Here is an 18,951-nt window from a genome sequence, read left to right on the forward strand (position 1 = left end):
AAAAAATGAGTTTAGAGGGCGTTTTTGTTTTGCGAATCCCAAAAAAGCAATGATCGATAAACTTGAAAATTGAAAAAGCCGTTTTTCAATCATGTTCTGTAAAACTCACATTTTAAATTTTCGTTTTTGTGACACTTAAGTAGAAAAATTTAAAAAACGGTAGTTTTCTGTTTAAAGTCAGTTTATTAATAGAAAAGGCTGAGCCAAAAAAATGAATCAGGCTATGGGGTGAATAGATTCATATCGCTTAAACTGGAGCAACCTGTGTCCATCGATGTTAGTGACGTAAAAGAATATAGTGATGAACGTGACATGCCACGTCGTACTCGTTTGGGTTTGAAATGGCGTTTGCTGCTGTTTGTATTTATTATTTTGCTCGCAGGCTTTAGCGGTACGGCTTATCTTCGTATTTCTGAAGGGTATGAAACCCGTCGTACGTTCCTATTGGAACGCGCTGAATTAGCCTTAAATACGCTATCAGAAACAATTACCACACCTTTGTGGTATTTGAATAATCAAAGTGTTGAGCGTGCTATTGATTCAGCAATTGAATTGAAAGACGTCAAGCGCATCATTTTGGTTGGTAATGATGGTTTAAACGTTATTCGTGAAAATGTTCGTTCTTCGGCGGTGATTAATGCGGATTCTTATCAAGTTCTGACAGAAAAACTTTACTGGCAAGAAGATGATGAAAATGGGCAAGTTAAGAAAACGCATTTAGCTGATTTAACTATGGAGATAGCGTTAACGCAGGCAGATGAATATCTATCTGCTGCGATATGGAATACAATTATTTCCTACTCAGTTATTATGATGGTTCTAATGGTTGTATTTTGGGCCTTTCTTCATAAACTTACAGGCCCGTTAGAACAAATGGCCGGCTATTTACGTTATATTGGTAGTAATCGTAGTGCAGGTCATGTGAAGGAACTGGCGATTCCTTATCAATCCGAGCAAAATGAAATTGGGCAATTAGCGCGTTCACTAGAACGTATACGTTTACATAGTGTGGAGCTATTAGATTTACGATCCAATTTGGAAGGTAAGGTGAGCGAACAAACACATGAATTATTGGAAGCTCGTGATCTTGCCGAAGCTGCTTCAGAAGCTAAATCCAACTTTTTGGCTAACGTGACACATGAGCTTCGTACACCTTTGAACGCTGTGCTAGGAATGGCAGAGTTGTTAAAGTCTACTAACTTAGATAAGAGCCAAAAAGAATACACGGATCTTATTGTGAATTCTGGTGATGCACTCCTAGTTCTAATCGGTGATTTGTTGGATATGGCGCAGCTTGAAAAGAAGACTTTAGAGCTTAAAAAAGCACCTTTCCAGCTAACAAATATTACTACTGGTTTGCGCAGGAACTTTGCTGAAAGCCTATCCATTTCCAAAAGTGAACTTATTGTAAGAAATGATTTCTCTGAGGAAAACTGGTTTAAAGGTGACCTGCGTCGTATTAAACAAGTTCTTTTCGCGCTGATTTCAAATGCAATTAAGTTTACGCAAGATGGTAAAATTGCAGTAACGGTCTCCATGAATAATATACCTGAGCGTGGATGGTCATTAACAATGACTGTGGAAGATACAGGAATAGGTATTTCCCAAGAAGATCAGGATAAATTATTTGATCATTTTATGCAGCTCGAAGGAGATTTGACACGTCGGTTTGCAGGGATGGGGACTGGGTTGGCCTTAGTATCTTCTTTGGTTGAGATGATGGACGGGAAGATTTCAATTCAGAGCGAAAAAGGTAAGGGCTCTACCTTTACGGTTATTCTGCCGCTGGATTTAAGTAATGTACAGGCTGATAGTACAATAGATGAAGTTAAAGAGGAAGAAGCATCAGAAACTTCCATGAATAGAAAACTAAATGTTCTTGTGGCTGAGGATAATCCGGTCAATCAGATGCTTTTATTAAAGATTCTGGAGCAAGCCGGACATAAAGTTTTTGCAACGGCGAATGGCAAGGAAGCCGTTCATGCTGTAAGGAATGATCTTTTTGATATCGTTTTGATGGATATTCAAATGCCTGAAATGGATGGCCTTACTGCACATCGCCTTATTCGCACGATTGAAGGGGCGAAAGGAAAAATTCCGGTTATCGCAGTAACAGCTAATACGCTTGATACAGATATAGAAAGATATACGGAAGAAGGATTTGATGGGTTCATAGGTAAACCTGTTAACCCACAAGCATTGCTTTCTGTAATGGCAAAGTTATGTGGTGAAGGTGGTGTTACGGCAGAGAAAATTATTGCTGAAGCTGCGCATCGCGAAGAAATTTCCGGAAAAAATCTTGATGAAGATGAGCAAAAGGCCGAAGCGATTATTCGCGAAATCCAAGATGCAATGGGACTGCCTTTATTGGATGAAGTGCAATGGAATGAAACCAGCGAAGCTATCGGTGAAGATACGTTGATCAATCTGATGGTTGAAGTGCCGGATGAGTTAGATAAATATGCTGTGAATATTAAAGAGCTCTCTCAAGCGGAAAATTTAGATGCCTTAAAGAAGGAAGCGCATGCATTGAAAGGGTTAGCCGCAAATAGTGCTTTAAGTCGTCTCGCTCGCATCGGGAGTTTGATTAGTATCGCGGCAGGGCAGGGGGAGAATCCTGTTGACTTTGTTGAAGAGCTCGCCCCCGTTAATCTTGATAGTAAGCAAGCTCTATACAAAAAATTGACAGGTTGATCTCAAATTTATGCAATGTCTTTAAGTGTCAGAATGACAGGGGTGTGATCTGACGCTTTTTCTTTAGCGCGTGGGGCCTTGTCAATTTCACATGCTTCTAAAATATCGGTCGCTTGTGGGGATAGAAGGAAGTGATCAATGCGCAATCCTTCATCCTTTTGATAACGGCCTTTTACATAGTCCCAATAGCTATATTGTTGTTCTGCATGAGGATGTAAACTGCGCCATGCTTCTGTTAGGCCCAAATTAAGTAGGGCACGGAATTTTGCGCGGCTTTCGGGTTTGCATAGCGCATCATTGGCCCAACGCGGTGGATCATAAACATCGCGGTCATCCGGGCAAATATTATAATCCCCACCTAACGCAACTGGCATTTCCAAGGGCAGTAAATTATCTTTGATGTGCGTATAAAGGCGATCCATCCAGCGAAGCTTAAAGGGGTATTTGACTGTATCGACAGGATTGCCATTTGGAAGATAGATTGAGGCAACACGTAGACCCTGAACAGTTGCTTCGATATAGCGTGCTTGGTTCTCTGCGCCTTCTTCCCATTTATCACTGGTCGGGCCGTCTTCGCCAGGTAATCCCATCAGTATATCTTCAATTGGATGTTTGGATAGGATAGCGACGCCATTATAGCTTTTTTGTCCATGAATAGCGCAATTATACCCCTTTGCCTGAAAATCAAATTCGGGAAAATCATCGTTTATCGTTTTGATTTCTTGTAATAAAACCACATCAGGTTGAGCTTCGTCTAGCCAATCCAGAATATTAGCAATACGTGCTCTTACTGAGTTGACATTAAAGGTTGCAATGCGCATGAGGAAGCTCCCGAAATCAAAAGAGGTTTGAATTAGGATAATGGTTTAGGATTCGGTCTTTAACCAGAACAGATTTTGAAATAAAAAATGTTTTATACTGAAAATGATGTGCCACAGCCACAGCTTGCTGTTGCATTCGGGTTGTTGATTTGGAAATAGGCGCCCATCAAGTCGTCAACAAAATCCACTTCGGAGCCAGCTAAGAGATCCATAGATGTTTCGTCGGTTACAACTGTAACCCCATTTTTTTCGAAAAGCATGTCTTGAGTCTTGGCATTCTTATCAAAATCAAAGGCGTATTGAAAACCAGAACAGCCACCACCGGACACAGTGATACGCAACATAAGTTGATCGTCGCCTTCTAAATCACGTAGTTTAGTAATACGCTTTACGGCTGAATCCGAGATTGTTAGCACCCGGTCAACTTCACTTGTTGGTAATGCAAATGGATCTGCATCAGACATTTCAAAAATCTCCATCAATTTTGTCGGCTGTTTTAGCTCTTTTGACAATATCTCTATTATCTAGGAAGTCCTAGCTTAAAGTCAATTCCTTGATTAAGGATATTGCTTATTGAATAACAGAATTTCCTTCGTGGCATTAAAAAGGAAAGAATTCAAGAAAAAGTCGCAACTTGCACTTGCCATATAAACGAACCTTCTTTACCCATCAATTTATAGATTTTACAAGGATTCATAAGAGATAGAGAGATATCCATGAATTTTGAATTAGCGCCCTATGCGACCAAGTGGCAAGAGACACGCGGGCGATTACACTCAGAAAATGAATCTTCAATGCGCAGCCCGTTTCAACGAGACAGAGATCGCATTGTGCATTCAGCTGCTTTTCGTCGGTTAATGCATAAAACTCAAGTGTTTATATCACCTGAGGGCGACCATTTTAGAACTCGATTAACGCATTCCTTGGAAGTTGCACAAATTGCACGCGCTATTGCCAGAGCTTTAAATGTGGATGAAGATTTAACCGAAGCTATCTCATTAGCCCATGATTTAGGGCATACGCCTTTTGGTCATTCTGGTGAAGATACCTTGCATGATTTGATGGAACCATTTGAAGGGTTTGATCATAACGATCAGGCATTGCGCGTGTTAATCCTGCTTGAAAGCAAATATATGGACTATAAAGGTCTGAATTTGACTTGGGAAACGCTTGAGGGCGTTGTAAAGCACAATGGCCCACTATTAGATGGTAACAAGACGGTCAACCAACTCCCAAAGACTCTTGCAAGTTACAATCAGCGACATGATCTTGAGCTTGATACTCATAGCGGGATTGAGGCACAGATTGCTGCGATCGCAGATGATGTTGCTTATAACCATCATGATATGGATGATGGTTTGCGGGCGGGGTTGTTTAATATTAAAGATGTTTGTGCAGAAGTTGATCATGTGCGTGAAGCTTTTAACATTGTGTATCGTGAATATCCTGATGCGCCAGATCATCTTGCGCGTGCGGAAGTCGTGCGTTCCTTAATTGGTGAGATGGTCGAGGATGTTTTGGCTGAGACAAATCGACGTCTTGAGGAAGATAAACCAAAAAATGCAAAAGAATTACGTCATTTGAAGCGTCCAATGGTTGCCTTCTCCGACGAAATGCGTCAAAAGGAGCGCGCCCTAAAGACCTTTATGTTTAAGGCAATGTATCGTGCACCTTCTGTAAATCAGGAACGGGTGAGAGCATCCCAACAAATGACAGAGCTTTTTAATTATTATATGGAAAAGCCTGATTTGCTTCCTGAAGAGTGGAAGAACCAGTGTTCTGGTCTGTTAGCACAAGAAAACGCGCGAATTATTGCAGATTATATTGCAGGAATGACAGATCGCTTTGCGTTGAAATTGCATCAAAGGCTTTTTGAAGCGGCATAAATTTTATGGAAGAGGGGATTTCCCTTGAATGACTAGGTAAGACGATGAATATCTTTAAAGAAATTCGCAATGAATTGGAAAACATTCTAGATCAATTGAAGGCGGAAGGCGCTTTGCCTGCTGATGCAGCGACTGATCGTATTACAATTGAACCTCCAAGAGATGCAAGTCATGGTGATATGGCGACCAATGCAGCAATGTTATTGGCCAAACCGGCGAAAATGAAACCACGAGATATTGCAGAGATGTTGGTGGGGAAATTACAGGGTTTACCTTTGGTTTCTTCTGCTGAGATTGCAGGGCCTGGTTTCATTAATCTTCGCTTGGATAATTCTATTTGGCAAAAAGTTGTGGCAGCTATCCTTGAAAGAGATGCTGATTTTGCGCGATCAGAAATGGGGCAAAATAAAAAAGTAAATGTTGAATATGTTTCTGCAAATCCAACAGGACCTTTGCATATTGGCCATGCGCGCGGTGCTGTATTTGGTGATATCCTAGCTGAACTTCTTTTATTTGCCGGTTATGATGTGACTAAAGAGTATTATGTAAATGATGCCGGTGCTCAAGTTGATGTGTTGGGCCGTTCATCTTACCTGCGCTATAAAGAAGCGCATGGTGAAACTATTGAAATTCCTGAAGGGTTGTATCCTGGAGATTATCTAAAAGCGGTTGGTCAAGCTCTCAAGGATGATCATGGTGATGCTTTGTTATCAATGAAGGAAACGGTATGGTTACCGATCTGTCGTGCAAAAGCAGTCAAAATGATGATGGATGGTGTCAAAGAAGATTTAAAGGAACTTGGGATTAACCAAGATGTCTTTACATCTGAGCGAGCTTTGGTAGATGCTAATCGTGTGCAAGATGTTTATGATAGTTTAGATGCAAATGGCTATTTATATACTGGTGTACTTGAGCCGCCGAAAGGCAAGAAGCCAGATGATTGGGAACCACGCCCACAAACATTGTTTAAAGCTACAGATCATGGAGATGATGTCGATCGTCCATTGAAGAAATCGGATGGTAGTTGGACTTATTTTGCAAATGATATCGCAAACCATTTAGATAAATATCAGCGTGGATTTACACAGCAGATTGATATTTTTGGCGCGGATCATGGCGGATATGTGAAACGCATGTTGGCGGCAACATCTGCGGTAACTGAAGGTAAAGCAGACTTAGATATCAAGCTTTGCCAGTTGGTCAAGTTAATGGACAAAGGTCAGCCAATCAAAATGTCCAAACGTGCTGGTACGTTCGTAACTTTGCGTGATCTGGTTGATGAAGTTGGCAAAGATGTTGTGCGCTTCTTCCTGCTTACTCGTAAGAATGATGCACCTTTAGATTTCGATTTATCTGCTGTAAAAGAGCAATCCCGTGACAATCCGGTTTGGTATGTACAATATGCGCATGCGCGTTGTTGTTCTGTATTCCGCCAAGCTGCGGAAGCTTTTGACGGAATTGACCTTTCTAAAGACGCGTTATCCAAAGCTGATTTAACATTGTTAAATGATCCAGCAATTGAAGAAGTGGTGAAGCTATTAGCGAGTATGCCGCGTTTGATTGAAGCTGCTGCAGAAGCACATGAGCCACATCGCGTCGCATTTTATATGATGGATGTTGCCGCTGCTTTCCATGGATTATGGGCAAAAGGGAAAGAAAATACGCATTTACGTTTTGTGGCACCAGATAATAAAGCGCAAACAATGGCGAATTTAGCGCTTTTGGAGGCGGTACGTTCGACAATTGCTGCCGGCTTGGAAATCTTCGGGGTGGAACCAGTCCGCGAACTACATTAACCTGATCAATATTGATGATTTATTTTGTAAGAGGGTAAGGCATGCCAGCAGACATGCGTGATCTTGAAGAAGAGTTTTCAGAACTAAAAGATCTGGGCAATATGGATGACCTTGATAAAGAATTACGTGCGCGTGGTTTAGAGGCGGGGGAACCCATTGCACAGACAAAAGAGACGTTGCGTATTCTTCCAATTTCTATTGCGGGTGTTGCACTTTTAGCTTTCGCAGGCATTGTTGGTTACGCTTATTCAACGGGCGTATCTTCTACTAATGCGGGAGACGTACCTTTGCTGACACCTGAACATGCAGCAAAGGTATTACCTGACGATCCGGGTGGGTTGAAAGTTCCTCATCAAGATAAGTTAGTTTATAATCAGATGGAACCTGAAGTGGATGATTCACAGGTGGAACGTTTGTTGCCACCACCTGAACAACCGATCAAACCTCCCGCAGCGAAACCTGTCGTTGAAGCTGTTGAAGATGATACGCCTCCAATCCCAAGTATTACTGCACCTATTAAACCCAGGGAAAAAAACAGCGAGCCGCTATTGATTAATCCGGATGCTGAAGAAGAGGTGGTGACAAAAACTACTGAAGTTCCAGAAACTGTTGTTCAGACATCGAAAGTTGAGACACCAAAAAAGCCGGAAGTAACTGCTTCCGTACCTGAAACGAAGCAGACTGCACCTAAGGTTGAAGAGGCTCCTAAACCAAAAGCCGAGCCTCTCCAAACTGCTGCGACTGCTGTTATTAATAAAGCAAAAGATTGGCGTATTCAGTTAGGCGCAATGTCGTCTCATCGTAAGGCACAAGAAGAATATACACGCCAACAAAAAAAGAATGGTGACTTGCTTGGAAAGTTAGCTTTAGAGGTCCAGCAAGTAGAAGTGAATGGGAAAGATTTTTTCCGTTTGAGATTAGGGCCACTTGCATCTCAGAAAGATGCTAAGGGTTTATGTGGTGACCTTAAAAAACGTGGTACAGATTGTATTGCTGTTGCGCCCGGGAAGTAATTTCGATCTTTTAGTTTTTATCGAATCAATTAATTTCGGTATGGCTACGATTTGATGTCGTAGCCATATTTGATTCAAGTTCAGGGAATAGAGAATGCGTAACGCTGCAATTTTTGGATGTGAAGGTTTAACTTTAACGACTGAAGAAATTTCTTTCTTTAAAGATGTGCAACCATTCGGTTTCATCCTCTTTGCACGAAATGTGGATACGCCAGCACAAGTGAAAAAAATATGTGATTCTTTACGTGATATTGTAAACGATCCGGATGCACCAATTCTCATTGATCAAGAAGGTGGGCGCGTCCGTCGCCTTCGACCACCACATTGGGTCGATAGCTTTCCGATGGAACTTTTTGGTAACCTTTATGAAAAAGATAAAGAGGTTGGTATAGAAGCTCTTAAATTGCAGTGTGACCTGCAATCAAGTCAACTTCTTGCTTCGGGGATTAATGTAACCTGTGCACCATGTCTAGATGTAAGATTTAAGGATGCACATGATATTATTGGAGATCGGTCCTTTTCTACCGATCCGGAAGTTGTCGGCGAGTTAGGTAAGATTGCATCTGATCAATTCATAAAAAATGGCGTATATTCAATCGTTAAGCATATTCCTGGACATGGGCGAGCCTATGCAGATAGTCACCTTGAATTGCCTGTTGTTGAAGCTTCTGTTGGGTCCTTACGTGATATAGATTTTAAACCATTTATAACAGTTAAAGATGCACCTATGGCTATGACGGCGCATATCTTATATCCCGCATTTGACAAAGATAATTGTGCGACTATGTCATCTACCTTTATTGAAGATGTGATTCGCAAAGAAATAGGCTTTGATGGTTTGATTATGACGGATGATCTTTCAATGAAGGCATTAAGTGGTGATTTTACCGAAAAAACAAAGCTTTGTCTGGATGCTGGTTGCGATCTGATTCTTCATTGCAATGGGGATATGTCAGAAATGAATGATATATCTAAGTCTTTGAAAGTAATGAATAACCTTTCTTGGTCTCGTTGGGAGAGCGCAAAATTGCGCCTCGGAGATGGGTTTAAGTTGTTAACTCGTTACGAAGAGGAAACAGCTAGCGAGAAACTTAGAGAGTTATTGTTGTAGTTATTACCATATCTTGTGGGTGAGTATTTTTATCTAGCTATATTTTGATAAATATATTAAACTGCGTTTGCAGTTAATGGTATTTTATGGATTTTGGTGTGCTTTAGATAAATAAGCCGTTATTTAGGTAAAAGATGGATCTACAAGAAGATTTTAATTCCGAGTTTGAGGAAGATGATGTACCTGCTGGTCGTTCGCCTGCAGATTTACTTTTTCTTGCTTTGGATGGCTATGAAGGCCCGATTGATCTTTTGCTTAGCTTGGCGAGGGACCAAAAGGTTGATCTTGCTAAGATTTCTATCGTGGCCTTAGCTGATCAATATTTAGAGTTTATCTCACGCGTTCGCCAGTTACGCCTCGAAGTTGCCGCGGATTATTTGGTGATGGCTGCTTGGCTTGCTTATCTTAAGTCGCGCCTCCTGTTACCAGAACAGCCATCTGATGAAGATGAAGAAAGCCCCGAAGATTTAGCTGCGCGTCTTGCATTTCAATTACGTCGTTTAGAAGCCATGCAAAAAGCGTCGAAAGAATTGATGGCTATTCCACGTATTGGACAAGATTTCTATCGGCGTGGCGATCCGGAAGCAATTAAAGTGGAAAATACATCAACCTTTGATCTTTCCCTTTACGACCTTCTAAAAGCCTATGGCAGTATTCGCGATAAAATGACGGCGAGTACGCTTCGTATTATGCCGACAGAACTGTATTCTATGGATGATGCGATTGAGCGTCTTCGGGATATGCTGGGTGGTAGGCGCGTACCAAATTGGTCCAGCCTTGAAACATTTTTGCCAGACGACTTGAAGGATACACTTGTAGTACGTTCAGCAACAGCTGCAACATTTGCCGCATCTCTTGAATTAGCGAGGGAAGGGTTGTTGGAAATTCGTCAAAACGGTATTTTTGCACCGATCTTCTTTCGATCAAATCCAGATGCGCCTGAGCCGGAAGTTGATGATGTTGAAGAAGAGGATCTGGCACGAGTAGATTCGTTATTAGCGGATTTGGAAGTGGACTAATCCTTGGATCGTTTTGAACAAATTCGCCTGCTAGAAGCTTTACTATTTGCAGCTCAAGAACCAATTCGGGAGAAACAGCTTGCCGAACGTATGCCATCGGACGCGGATTTGAATGGATTGCTGCAGGAATTACAATCTATGTATGCCAATCGCGGTGTACAATTGCGTCGCATTGAGATTTCAAAAAATGAAAATGCATGGGCATTTCGGACAGCCGATGATCTTTCTAGCTATATGAGCATCAATCGTGAAGTTGAGAAAAAGTTAAGCCGTGCGGCCATTGAGACATTATCTATTATTGCCTATCACCAACCCGTCACCCGCGCAGAAATTGAAGATATTCGCGGCGTTGCCTTATCTAAAGGGACAATGGATATTCTGCTTGAGGCGAGTTGGATTAAGCCAAAGGGACGGCGTCAAACACCCGGCAGACCAGTGACTTGGGGAACAACAGGTAATTTCTTGGATCACTTTGGTTTGGAGACGGTACGTGATTTACCAGGAATGGAAGAATTACGTGCATCTGGATTGTTAGAATCGCGACCGGGACTTGGCACAATCGCGATGCAACAAAGTGAAGCGGCGTTTGATGGTTCAGAAGAAGACGAAGAAGATTTCGAAGGTCTTCAAGATGAACTCTTTGATCTCGAAGATGATTACGAAGCTGTTGAGCTAGAAGAAGATATCGCGATTGAAGATTAAATTATAATCGTGACTTGTATCTGCAAATGCTTCGCAATATAAAATACCTATGACAAATCTGAATTCTGATAAGCTCGCGTTGAGTTTTAAAAACTTGCGTCATTCCTATGGTAATGTGACTGCAGTACGTGATGTTTCTTTAACTATTGAAGCTGGCGAAGTTGTTTGCCTCCTTGGACCAAGCGGATGTGGTAAAACGACAGCTTTACGTTTAGCAGCGGGTCTTGAGCAACCCGTTGATGGAACTGTATTTGTTGGTGGTAAGCTGGCTGCGGATGCACAAAATTGTAAGCCTCCTGAAGAACGTAATGTAGGTTTAGTATTTCAAGATTATGCTTTATTTCCGCATCTAACTGTCGGAAAAAATGTTGCTTTCGGTATTGATAAATTATCCAAAACTGAGCAAGAGGAGCGAGTTGCTGACAGCCTAGAGCAAGTCGGGATGTCAGATTATGTGGAGTCTTATCCTCATATGTTATCCGGCGGACAGCAACAACGCGTGGCTCTTGCGCGCGCTATGGCTCGTAAACCTGAATTAATTTTATTGGATGAACCTTTCTCTGGTCTTGATGCGCGTTTGCGTGATCAGGTACGCGACCGTACGTTACATGTTTTAAAGAATGCTGGCGCCGCAGCTTTGATGGTGACACATGATGCGGAAGAGGCCATGTATATGGCGGATCGGATTGCCGTTATGTATCAAGGCGAAATTGTTCAGATGGGTACACCATCGGAACTATATAATCGGCCAGTGAATTCTTTTGTTGCTGAATTTTTCGGCGATGTGAACCGCATAATGTGTGATATATACGACAATCAAGTTCATACGGCGCTTGGCAATTTTAAACTAGAATTGCCAATGGAATCAGGCTCCGCCGAAGTTATCATTAGACCTGAAGCAATTAATCTAAAACCTGCTGATTCAGATAGTGTAGGAATTGGATATGCGAAAGTATTAGCATCGCGATTATTAGGTCGTGCCAGTTTGATTCATTTATGCACTTGCACGACAACAGGCAACGATATTCATTTACATGCACGTGTCGCTGGGGAATATCTACCAGAAGAAGGTAGTATTCAGAAACTGGAAATTAATCAAAGTCAGGTTTTCATTTATCCAAAAACAGTAACTTAATGTTGCTGTTTTGATCTATCTGAGATCGAGTCAATTTAAAACCAACCTTGATTGGGTGTGTTCTTTGAAAAAAATTGAAATTTTTCCTCTTTTTACTATATCAGGCATTGCGAGGTCCGGTCGCTTCTGTAATGATCCCTGCAAGTAGGGAGAAAGAAGGTTTCGACCTTTTTGTATTGTAAGAAATTAAGTTTAGATTTTTCGAATATCTCTTTTCGGAAATCCTTCTTGGAGGTTTTTAAATATGGGTGCGTTTAGTATTTGGCACTGGGTTATTGTTCTTGTTGTTGTGCTTGTTCTGTTTGGCGGTAAAGGCAAAATTTCGGGTATTATGGGTGACTTCGGTAAAGGTTTGAAATCTTTTAAGAAGAACATCAAAGAAGAAACAGCTTCTTCTGATAGCGATGACGCAAAACAAATTTCTGAAAAAAGTGAAGCTGCTGATACAACAGAATCCAAAGATAAGTCTGCTCAAGGTTAATTTACTTGATAAAGGTCCAATTTATTGGGCCTTTATCATTTGAATTTTAGTTATTTTGCGTTGAAGAGAATCTTGGAAAGCATTGGTTATGTTTGATATCGGTTGGCCGGAAATGATGGTTATTGGGGTTCTGACAATTATTGTTGTTGGCCCGAAAGAGCTACCGCGTGTGATGCGAACAGTCATGGGACTAATTCGTAAAGTGCGTATGATGGCTGGCGATTTTCAAAGTAGTATGGAAGATATCGCCCGTGAAGCTGATCTGGCAGATATTAAAAAACAAGTTGAACAAGCGCAAAGCGAAACTGTATCTGCTAAGATGGAAAAACTTATTGATCCTGATGGCAGCATTAATGAAGCCATGAAAGATACAGAACAGGACATGCGTAAGACGCAGGAAAATATAGAAGATGCAGCTAAAAAAGCACCTTCAAAAGCTGAAACATCCTAAAACTTGATACTGAATATTGCGAAAAAGAAAATATTATGAGCGATACTTTAGGCGATAAAGCCCCATTGGTAGAACATTTAACAGAGCTTAGAAAACGTTTAATGGTCTCAGTTGTTTTTCTTCTGTTATCCTTCTTCGTGATGTTTCCTTTCGCTGGTTATATTTTTAATTTCCTCTTGGAACCTCTAAATGCAATTTGGGGACAACAAGAAGGTCGCAGGGTCATTTATACTGCATTACACGAAAAGTTTTTTGTGGATATTAAAATCGCATTTTTTGCGGGTTTCTTTGTTTCATTTCCGATTATTGCGGGACAAATATGGATGTTTATGGCGCCAGGCCTTTATAAACATGAAAAAGCAGCGTTTTTACCTTTCTTGGTAGCAACGCCAATCCTGTTTTTAATGGGGTCGGCTTTTGTATATTATATTGTCTTACCTGCAGCATGGGAATTTTTTGCGGGCTTTGAGCAATTAAGTCAGGCAGGTACGCTTGATATTCAATTAGAACCCAAAGCAAATGAGTATCTTTCGCTTGTAATGCGTTTGATTTTTGCTTTCGGTTTTAGTTTCGAGTTACCTGTCGTACTTACTTTGTTAGCGCGTATTGGCTTAGCGACACCTGATGGCCTTCGCAAAAAACGTCGTTATGCTATTCTATTGGCATTTGTAGCTGCCGCGGTTCTAACGCCGCCAGATCCGCTAAGCCAGATTGGCTTGGCTATTCCAATCATCATTTTATACGAAATTTCTATTTTATCTGCTGTGCTTGTATACAAACAAAAAGCTCAGCGCGAAAAAGAACTCGGTCTTGATGATGATGACGAGGATGAAGATTTGGAAGAAAACACCTCAGAAGAAACCGGGCCAGAGTGGGAGCAACCTGAAGAAATTCTGGACCGTGAAGCACGTATAAAGGCTCATGATGAGGCTGAGGGGCCATAAAATTAGAAGTTTTGGTTTGAAAACAGATAAGAGCGTAGCGTTTTTTTGCTACGCTTTTTTTCTATGAGAGAGGGAGGTCGTTGCCAGATGAGATACCAAACAGGTTATCCAAATTGTATATGAATAACCTTGGGCTGATGCGCCTTTGCATCACTTTCTGAAAAACGTTATTTATGTGGGGATTGAAGGTTGTCTCAGAGGCGGTGCTTGCCTATAACCAAGACGTTTCTAACATGGTTTGATTCGCTATAATCAGGCGAAGACCTTCTAATACATGTAAAGAATAAAGGAATTCTATCATGCATGACTTAAAATTTATTCGCGAGAACCCCGAAGCTTTTGACAAAGCAATGGCTGCACGCAGCCTTGAGGCGCAGTCGCAATCAATTTTAGACATGGATGAAACCCGTCGTTCGCATCAAACAGCGATGCAAGAAATGCAAGCTCGTCGTAATTCCGCATCCAAGGAAATTGGTGATGCGATGAAAGCGGGTGACAAAGATAAAGCCGAAGCGTTAAAAGCAGAAGTTACAGCCTTAAAAGATGATTTGGCGAAAGCTGAGGAGGCGGAACGTGAGGCTGCTGCTAAGTTAAAATCTGTTTTGGAAAACCTTCCAAATATGCCATTTGACGATGTGCCTCCCGGTGCGGATGAAGATGACAATGTGGAAGTACGCCAATGGGGAACTCCACGTGGCTTTGATTTTGAACCAAAACAACATTTTGATCTTGGTGAAGAGCTTGGTTATATGGATTTTGAAGGTGCCGCAAAGCAATCAGGTGCGCGTTTTGTGCATTTGAAAGGCCCTCTAGCGCGTCTGGAGCGTGCTTTGGCAACGTTCATGCTTGATCTTCACGCCGATGAACACGGTCTTCAGGAAACAATTACGCCTGTTTTAGTGCGTGAAGATGCACTTTATGGCACTGGTCAGCTACCAAAATTCTCTGAAGATTTATTCCGTACGGAAGAAGGTTTCTATATGATCCCTACAGCCGAGGTTACTTTGACCAATACGGTAGCGGGTGAGATTTTGGCCGAAGATGAATTGCCAAAACGTATGACTGCATGGACACAATGTTTCCGTTCTGAAGCAGGCGCAGCAGGTCGTGATACACGTGGCATGATCCGTCAGCATCAATTCTCAAAAGTTGAGATGGTCTCTGTTGTTCACCCAGATAAATCTGAGGAAGAATTGGAACGTATGACCGGATGTGCAGAAGAAGTTCTCAAACGTCTTAATTTGCCATATCGGACAGTCATTCTATGCGTTGGTGATATGGGCTTTGGTGCACGTAAAACTTACGATATTGAAGTATGGCTACCGGGTCAGGATAAGTATCGTGAGATTTCCAGTTGTTCCAACTGTGGTGATTTCCAAGCTCGTCGTATGGCAGCACGTTTCCGTCCAAATGGTGAAAAAGGAACTCAATTTGTTCACACATTGAATGGATCAGGTCTAGCTGTTGGCCGCACTTTAATTGCGGTGCTTGAGAATTATCAAAATGAGGATGGTTCAATCACTGTACCAGATGCACTTATCCCATATATGGGCGGATTAACGGTTATCAAGTAAGACGAATGACAGACTTTAGGGCAGAAAAGTCAAAACTCATTGAGGCATTGCAGGAAGGCGGTATCAGTGATGAATCCGTACTTTCTGCGATTGCGGACACGCCTCGGGAATTATTTATTCCTGAGACCTTCAAAAATCATGCATATGAAAATTCTGCCTTACCAATTGATCGTGGACAGACGATCAGTCAACCTCTTGTGGTTGCGAAGATGACGGAAGCCTTAGAAGTACATAACCGTCATAAAGTTTTAGAAATCGGTACAGGGTCTGGCTATCAGGCGTATATTTTATCCAAACTTTGTCGTCGTTTGTTTACGATTGAACGACATCGCTTGTTGATGCAGCAGGCGGAAAAGAGATTCCAATCTCTTCGTGCTTATAACATTACCACGATGCGAGGTGATGGTGGACGTGGTTGGCCTGAACAAGCTCCTTTTGAAAGAATTATGGTGACTGCGGCGGCGGAAGATATTCCTCCAGTCTTAATTGATCAGTTAACTGTAGGGGGGATTATGATCGTACCAATCGGGGCAGTTGAGGATCATCAAGATTTATTAAAAGTCACCAAAACCGAATCTGGTATTGATGTGGAAGATATGGGGCCTGTTCGTTTTGTACCTTTAGTGAGTGGATTACCTACAGGCGGGTAGTTTTAGGTTTAAATTAGCTTGTAGAAATAACAGGTTAGCGTAAAATATTGCTATGATGATTGATCGCACACTTATTCAGAAATGCCGCATTCGTGGCCTTATTCTGTTATTAGGGCTGTTTCTGACAGCCTGTGCGGCTGACCCTGGAAGAGATATTACGATCTATGGGGGTGATAGAGGGAGCAGTAGTTCTGGTGGATCATCAAAGGCGCCACAATATGGCACCCATACGGTAACAAAAGGCGAAACGCTCTATTCAATATCTCGTGTTTATGGCGTGGATATCCAGACAATCGTAAAGCGCAATAAATTACGTCCACCATATAAGTTATCAAATGGACAAAAACTCATTATTCCTGCAGGCGGATTTTACGTTGTTAAAAAAGGTGATTCCGTTTGGAAAATTGCCAAAAGCCAGAATGTATCTGCTTCGAGTATCGTCAGAGCGAATAATTTAGCTGAACCCTATACAATTTATGTGGGACAACGCCTAGCAATTCCAAGAAGTGGGATACCTAAGCAGGTTGAAACAAAGAAAGATCAACCCAAGTCAGCCGTGATTGTGCCTGAAACGCCTGCTGCCAAGGTAACACAAACATCTGGTGGCTGGCCTAGACCGACAGCCAAACCATCAGAGCCACGTATTACATCACGTACAGCTAGCCATAATCAAATTCCACAGCCAAAACCAAGATCTAGCTCCAAATTCTTGATGCCAGTTCGTGGACGGGTTATTTCAAGTTATGGACCGAAGGCGAAAGGTTTGTTTAATGATGGAATTAATATTGCCGCTCCTCGGGGAACTTCAGTGAAAGCCGCTGAAAATGGCGTTGTCGCCTATACAGGAAATCAACAAGGAGGGTTCGGCAATCTGATCCTTGTGAAGCATGCAGATGGTTATATTAGTGCATATGCCCATACTGGCGACATGCTGGTGAAACGCGGCGACAAAGTGCGTCGTGGCCAAGTCATCGCAAAAGTCGGAAGCACTGGTAGCGTTGAACGACCACAATTACATTTCCAAATTCGTAAAGGCCGTCAAACTTTAAATCCGATGAAGTTTTTAAGTTAGGTGTTACTTTAAATGTTTGCCTAAGGAGCCTGCTAAATCCTGAACGAATTGCCATGCAACGCGGCCCGAACGCGCACCACGTGTAACTGTCCATTCAACAGCTTTAGGTTTCCATTCTGCCTCATTGACGCCTAGATTATAGGCCTCAACATAACCACGGATCATATCGAAATATGTTTCTTGATTACAATTGTGGAAGCCTAACCATAATCCAAAACGATCTGATAAAGATACGTTTTCTTCAATAGCTTCAGATGGATTAATTGCTGTGGAGCGTTCATTTTCAATCATATCACGTGCCATTAAATGACGTCGGTTTGACGTCGCATAGAAAATGACGTTATCAGGACGTCCCTCAATACCTCCTTCTAGCACAGCTTTCAGGGATTTATAGGCATCATCTTGTGTATCGAATGAAAGATCATCGCAGAATAGGACACACTGCTTATTGGATTTTTTAAGAATAGAGAGCAAGTTGGGCAGGGTAGGGATATCTTCGCGATGGATTTCAACAAGTTTAAGGCTACCTGGCGCATCTGCGTTGATACGCCCATGAACTGCCTTCACAATTGAACTTTTCCCTGTACCTTTAGCACCCCATAATAAAGCGTTATTGGCAGGTAAGCCATTCGCGAAACGTTTGGTGTTTTCTAAAAGTTGCTCTTTTTGGGAAGGAATACCACGCAGTAGATCAAAATCTACTCGATTCACGCGTTCAACTGGTTCAAGCCCCATTGGGTCTGTATGCCAAACATATGCGTCTGCGTCGCTTAGATCAGAAACTTTTATAGCGGCCGGAGCTAGACGATCCAAAGCTTCGGCGATGCGTGTTAACGTTGGTAAAAGCTTTGATGCGCCCATGATTCTTTCCTTGATGGAGTTGCTTTATTGGCAGGCAAGTTAAAACGGGTGACATTTCAAGACAAGAGGTAGAGGGTGGATATAAGTCATTCCTTGTGGGAAAAAGACGTAAAATTAGGCCCATAAGGCGGAAAACGGCACTTTTACACAGATATTTATGCTTGAAAGATTGCATAATCGTATCGGGGTTGTATAGTCCGGCGGTTCTGGTTTTTTTTGATGATTCAATCTTGAATATTTTGGGATTGAAATTGACAGAATATTTACCAGATTAAATAGCTATAAATAATATCTCTTTGGAGTAATGAGTATGATTTCTTCTGCATACGCACAGGCAGCGGGTGGTGCAGCTGGCGGCGACATGTTTGGCGCCTTTTTGCCATTGATTTTGATCTTTGTTGTTTTCTATTTCTTGTTGATTCGTCCTCAACAAAAGAAACAAAAAGCTCATCAACAAAAATTATCTGCGGTCCGTCGCGGCGATAAAATTATCACAGGTGGCGGTTTTTACGGCACGGTAACTAAAATTATCAGTGATACCGAAATTCAAGTTGAGATTGCAGAAGGTGTAAAAGTGAAAGTTGCTTCTGCGACAATCATGGATGTTCTTTCTAAATCTGAACCTGCAAATGATGCTGCACCTGCAGCAGAAGAGAAAAAAGGTGGCTTAGGCGGCTTGTTCGGTAAAAAGAAAGACTAATCTGTCTTCATTCTGAAACAGGGTAGATTTAATATCTGCCC

The 18,951-nt window shown here is 41.8% G+C and carries 18 protein-coding genes; 15 read left to right on the top strand and 3 right to left on the bottom strand.

From position 1 onward, the window contains the following. The first annotated feature begins 264 nt into the window (after positions 1-264). Complete coding sequence (locus tag E1160_RS12960; protein WP_155155835.1) at positions 265-2,694, top strand: ATP-binding protein; 2,430 nt, start codon at positions 265-267, stop codon at positions 2,692-2,694. An 8-nt stretch (positions 2,695-2,702) separates the two neighbouring features. On the opposite strand, the gene xth is transcribed toward E1160_RS12960, so the two are convergent. Then, complete coding sequence (gene xth / locus E1160_RS12965; protein WP_155155837.1) at positions 2,703-3,515, bottom strand: exodeoxyribonuclease III; 813 nt, start codon at positions 3,513-3,515, stop codon at positions 2,703-2,705. A gap of 92 nt (positions 3,516-3,607) precedes the next feature. Then, a complete protein-coding gene (erpA, locus tag E1160_RS12970) occupies positions 3,608-3,979 on the bottom strand; it encodes an iron-sulfur cluster insertion protein ErpA (RefSeq protein WP_155155839.1) in 372 nt (123 codons plus the stop codon). A 252-nt stretch (positions 3,980-4,231) separates the two neighbouring features. Here erpA and E1160_RS12975 point away from each other — a divergent pair, with 252 nt between their 5' ends. From E1160_RS12975 to E1160_RS13035, 13 genes are all read left to right on the top strand, one after another. Further along, complete coding sequence (locus tag E1160_RS12975; protein ID WP_155155841.1) at positions 4,232-5,401, top strand: deoxyguanosinetriphosphate triphosphohydrolase; 1,170 nt, start codon at positions 4,232-4,234, stop codon at positions 5,399-5,401. A 44-nt stretch (positions 5,402-5,445) separates the two neighbouring features. Continuing rightward, the gene (gene argS, locus E1160_RS12980) at positions 5,446-7,197 is read left to right on the top strand and encodes an arginine--tRNA ligase (protein ID WP_155155843.1); all 1,752 of its coding nucleotides are present in this window, start codon (positions 5,446-5,448) and stop codon (positions 7,195-7,197) included. A gap of 41 nt (positions 7,198-7,238) precedes the next feature. Beyond that, positions 7,239-8,210 (top strand): SPOR domain-containing protein, encoded by a 972-nt coding sequence (locus tag E1160_RS12985; protein WP_155155845.1) that lies wholly within the window; start codon positions 7,239-7,241, stop codon positions 8,208-8,210. Positions 8,211-8,304: 94 nt separating this feature from the next. Next, positions 8,305-9,321 (top strand): beta-N-acetylhexosaminidase, encoded by a 1,017-nt coding sequence (gene nagZ / locus E1160_RS12990; RefSeq protein ID WP_155155847.1) that lies wholly within the window; start codon positions 8,305-8,307, stop codon positions 9,319-9,321. Between the two features lie 134 nt (positions 9,322-9,455). Beyond that, entirely contained in the window at positions 9,456-10,340 is an 885-nt protein-coding gene (locus E1160_RS12995; protein WP_155155849.1) for a segregation and condensation protein A, read from the top strand. Between the two features lie 3 nt (positions 10,341-10,343). Continuing rightward, the gene (gene scpB, locus E1160_RS13000; protein WP_155155851.1) at positions 10,344-11,042 is read left to right on the top strand and encodes an SMC-Scp complex subunit ScpB; all 699 of its coding nucleotides are present in this window, start codon (positions 10,344-10,346) and stop codon (positions 11,040-11,042) included. Positions 11,043-11,091: 49 nt separating this feature from the next. Further along, positions 11,092-12,177, top strand: a complete 1,086-nt coding sequence (locus tag E1160_RS13005) for an ABC transporter ATP-binding protein (RefSeq protein WP_155155853.1) — start codon at positions 11,092-11,094, stop codon at positions 12,175-12,177. Positions 12,178-12,421: 244 nt separating this feature from the next. Beyond that, on the top strand, positions 12,422-12,658 hold the full coding sequence (locus E1160_RS13010) for a twin-arginine translocase TatA/TatE family subunit (protein WP_155155855.1): 237 nt from the start codon (positions 12,422-12,424) through the stop codon (positions 12,656-12,658). Between the two features lie 88 nt (positions 12,659-12,746). Continuing rightward, on the top strand, positions 12,747-13,109 hold the full coding sequence (gene tatB, locus E1160_RS13015; RefSeq protein WP_155155857.1) for a Sec-independent protein translocase protein TatB: 363 nt from the start codon (positions 12,747-12,749) through the stop codon (positions 13,107-13,109). A gap of 35 nt (positions 13,110-13,144) precedes the next feature. Then, the gene (gene tatC, locus E1160_RS13020) at positions 13,145-14,053 is read left to right on the top strand and encodes a twin-arginine translocase subunit TatC (RefSeq protein WP_155155859.1); all 909 of its coding nucleotides are present in this window, start codon (positions 13,145-13,147) and stop codon (positions 14,051-14,053) included. Positions 14,054-14,352: 299 nt separating this feature from the next. Beyond that, a complete protein-coding gene (gene serS, locus E1160_RS13025; protein WP_155155861.1) occupies positions 14,353-15,627 on the top strand; it encodes a serine--tRNA ligase in 1,275 nt (424 codons plus the stop codon). A gap of 5 nt (positions 15,628-15,632) precedes the next feature. Next, complete coding sequence (locus E1160_RS13030; RefSeq protein WP_155155863.1) at positions 15,633-16,277, top strand: protein-L-isoaspartate(D-aspartate) O-methyltransferase; 645 nt, start codon at positions 15,633-15,635, stop codon at positions 16,275-16,277. A 52-nt stretch (positions 16,278-16,329) separates the two neighbouring features. Beyond that, entirely contained in the window at positions 16,330-17,349 is a 1,020-nt protein-coding gene (locus tag E1160_RS13035) for a peptidoglycan DD-metalloendopeptidase family protein (RefSeq protein WP_155155865.1), read from the top strand. A 3-nt stretch (positions 17,350-17,352) separates the two neighbouring features. Here E1160_RS13035 and E1160_RS13040 read toward each other — a convergent pair whose 3' ends face one another. Continuing rightward, a complete protein-coding gene (locus E1160_RS13040) occupies positions 17,353-18,210 on the bottom strand; it encodes an ATP-binding protein (RefSeq protein ID WP_155155867.1) in 858 nt (285 codons plus the stop codon). Positions 18,211-18,514: 304 nt separating this feature from the next. Between E1160_RS13040 and yajC the strand changes: the two genes are divergently transcribed. Beyond that, complete coding sequence (gene yajC / locus E1160_RS13045; RefSeq protein ID WP_155155869.1) at positions 18,515-18,910, top strand: preprotein translocase subunit YajC; 396 nt, start codon at positions 18,515-18,517, stop codon at positions 18,908-18,910. Positions 18,911-18,951 lie beyond the last annotated feature (41 nt).

It is taken from the genome of Curvivirga aplysinae, assembly GCF_009711445.1.
GTDB classification, from domain to species: Bacteria; Pseudomonadota; Alphaproteobacteria; order UBA8366; family Aestuariispiraceae; genus Curvivirga; species Curvivirga aplysinae.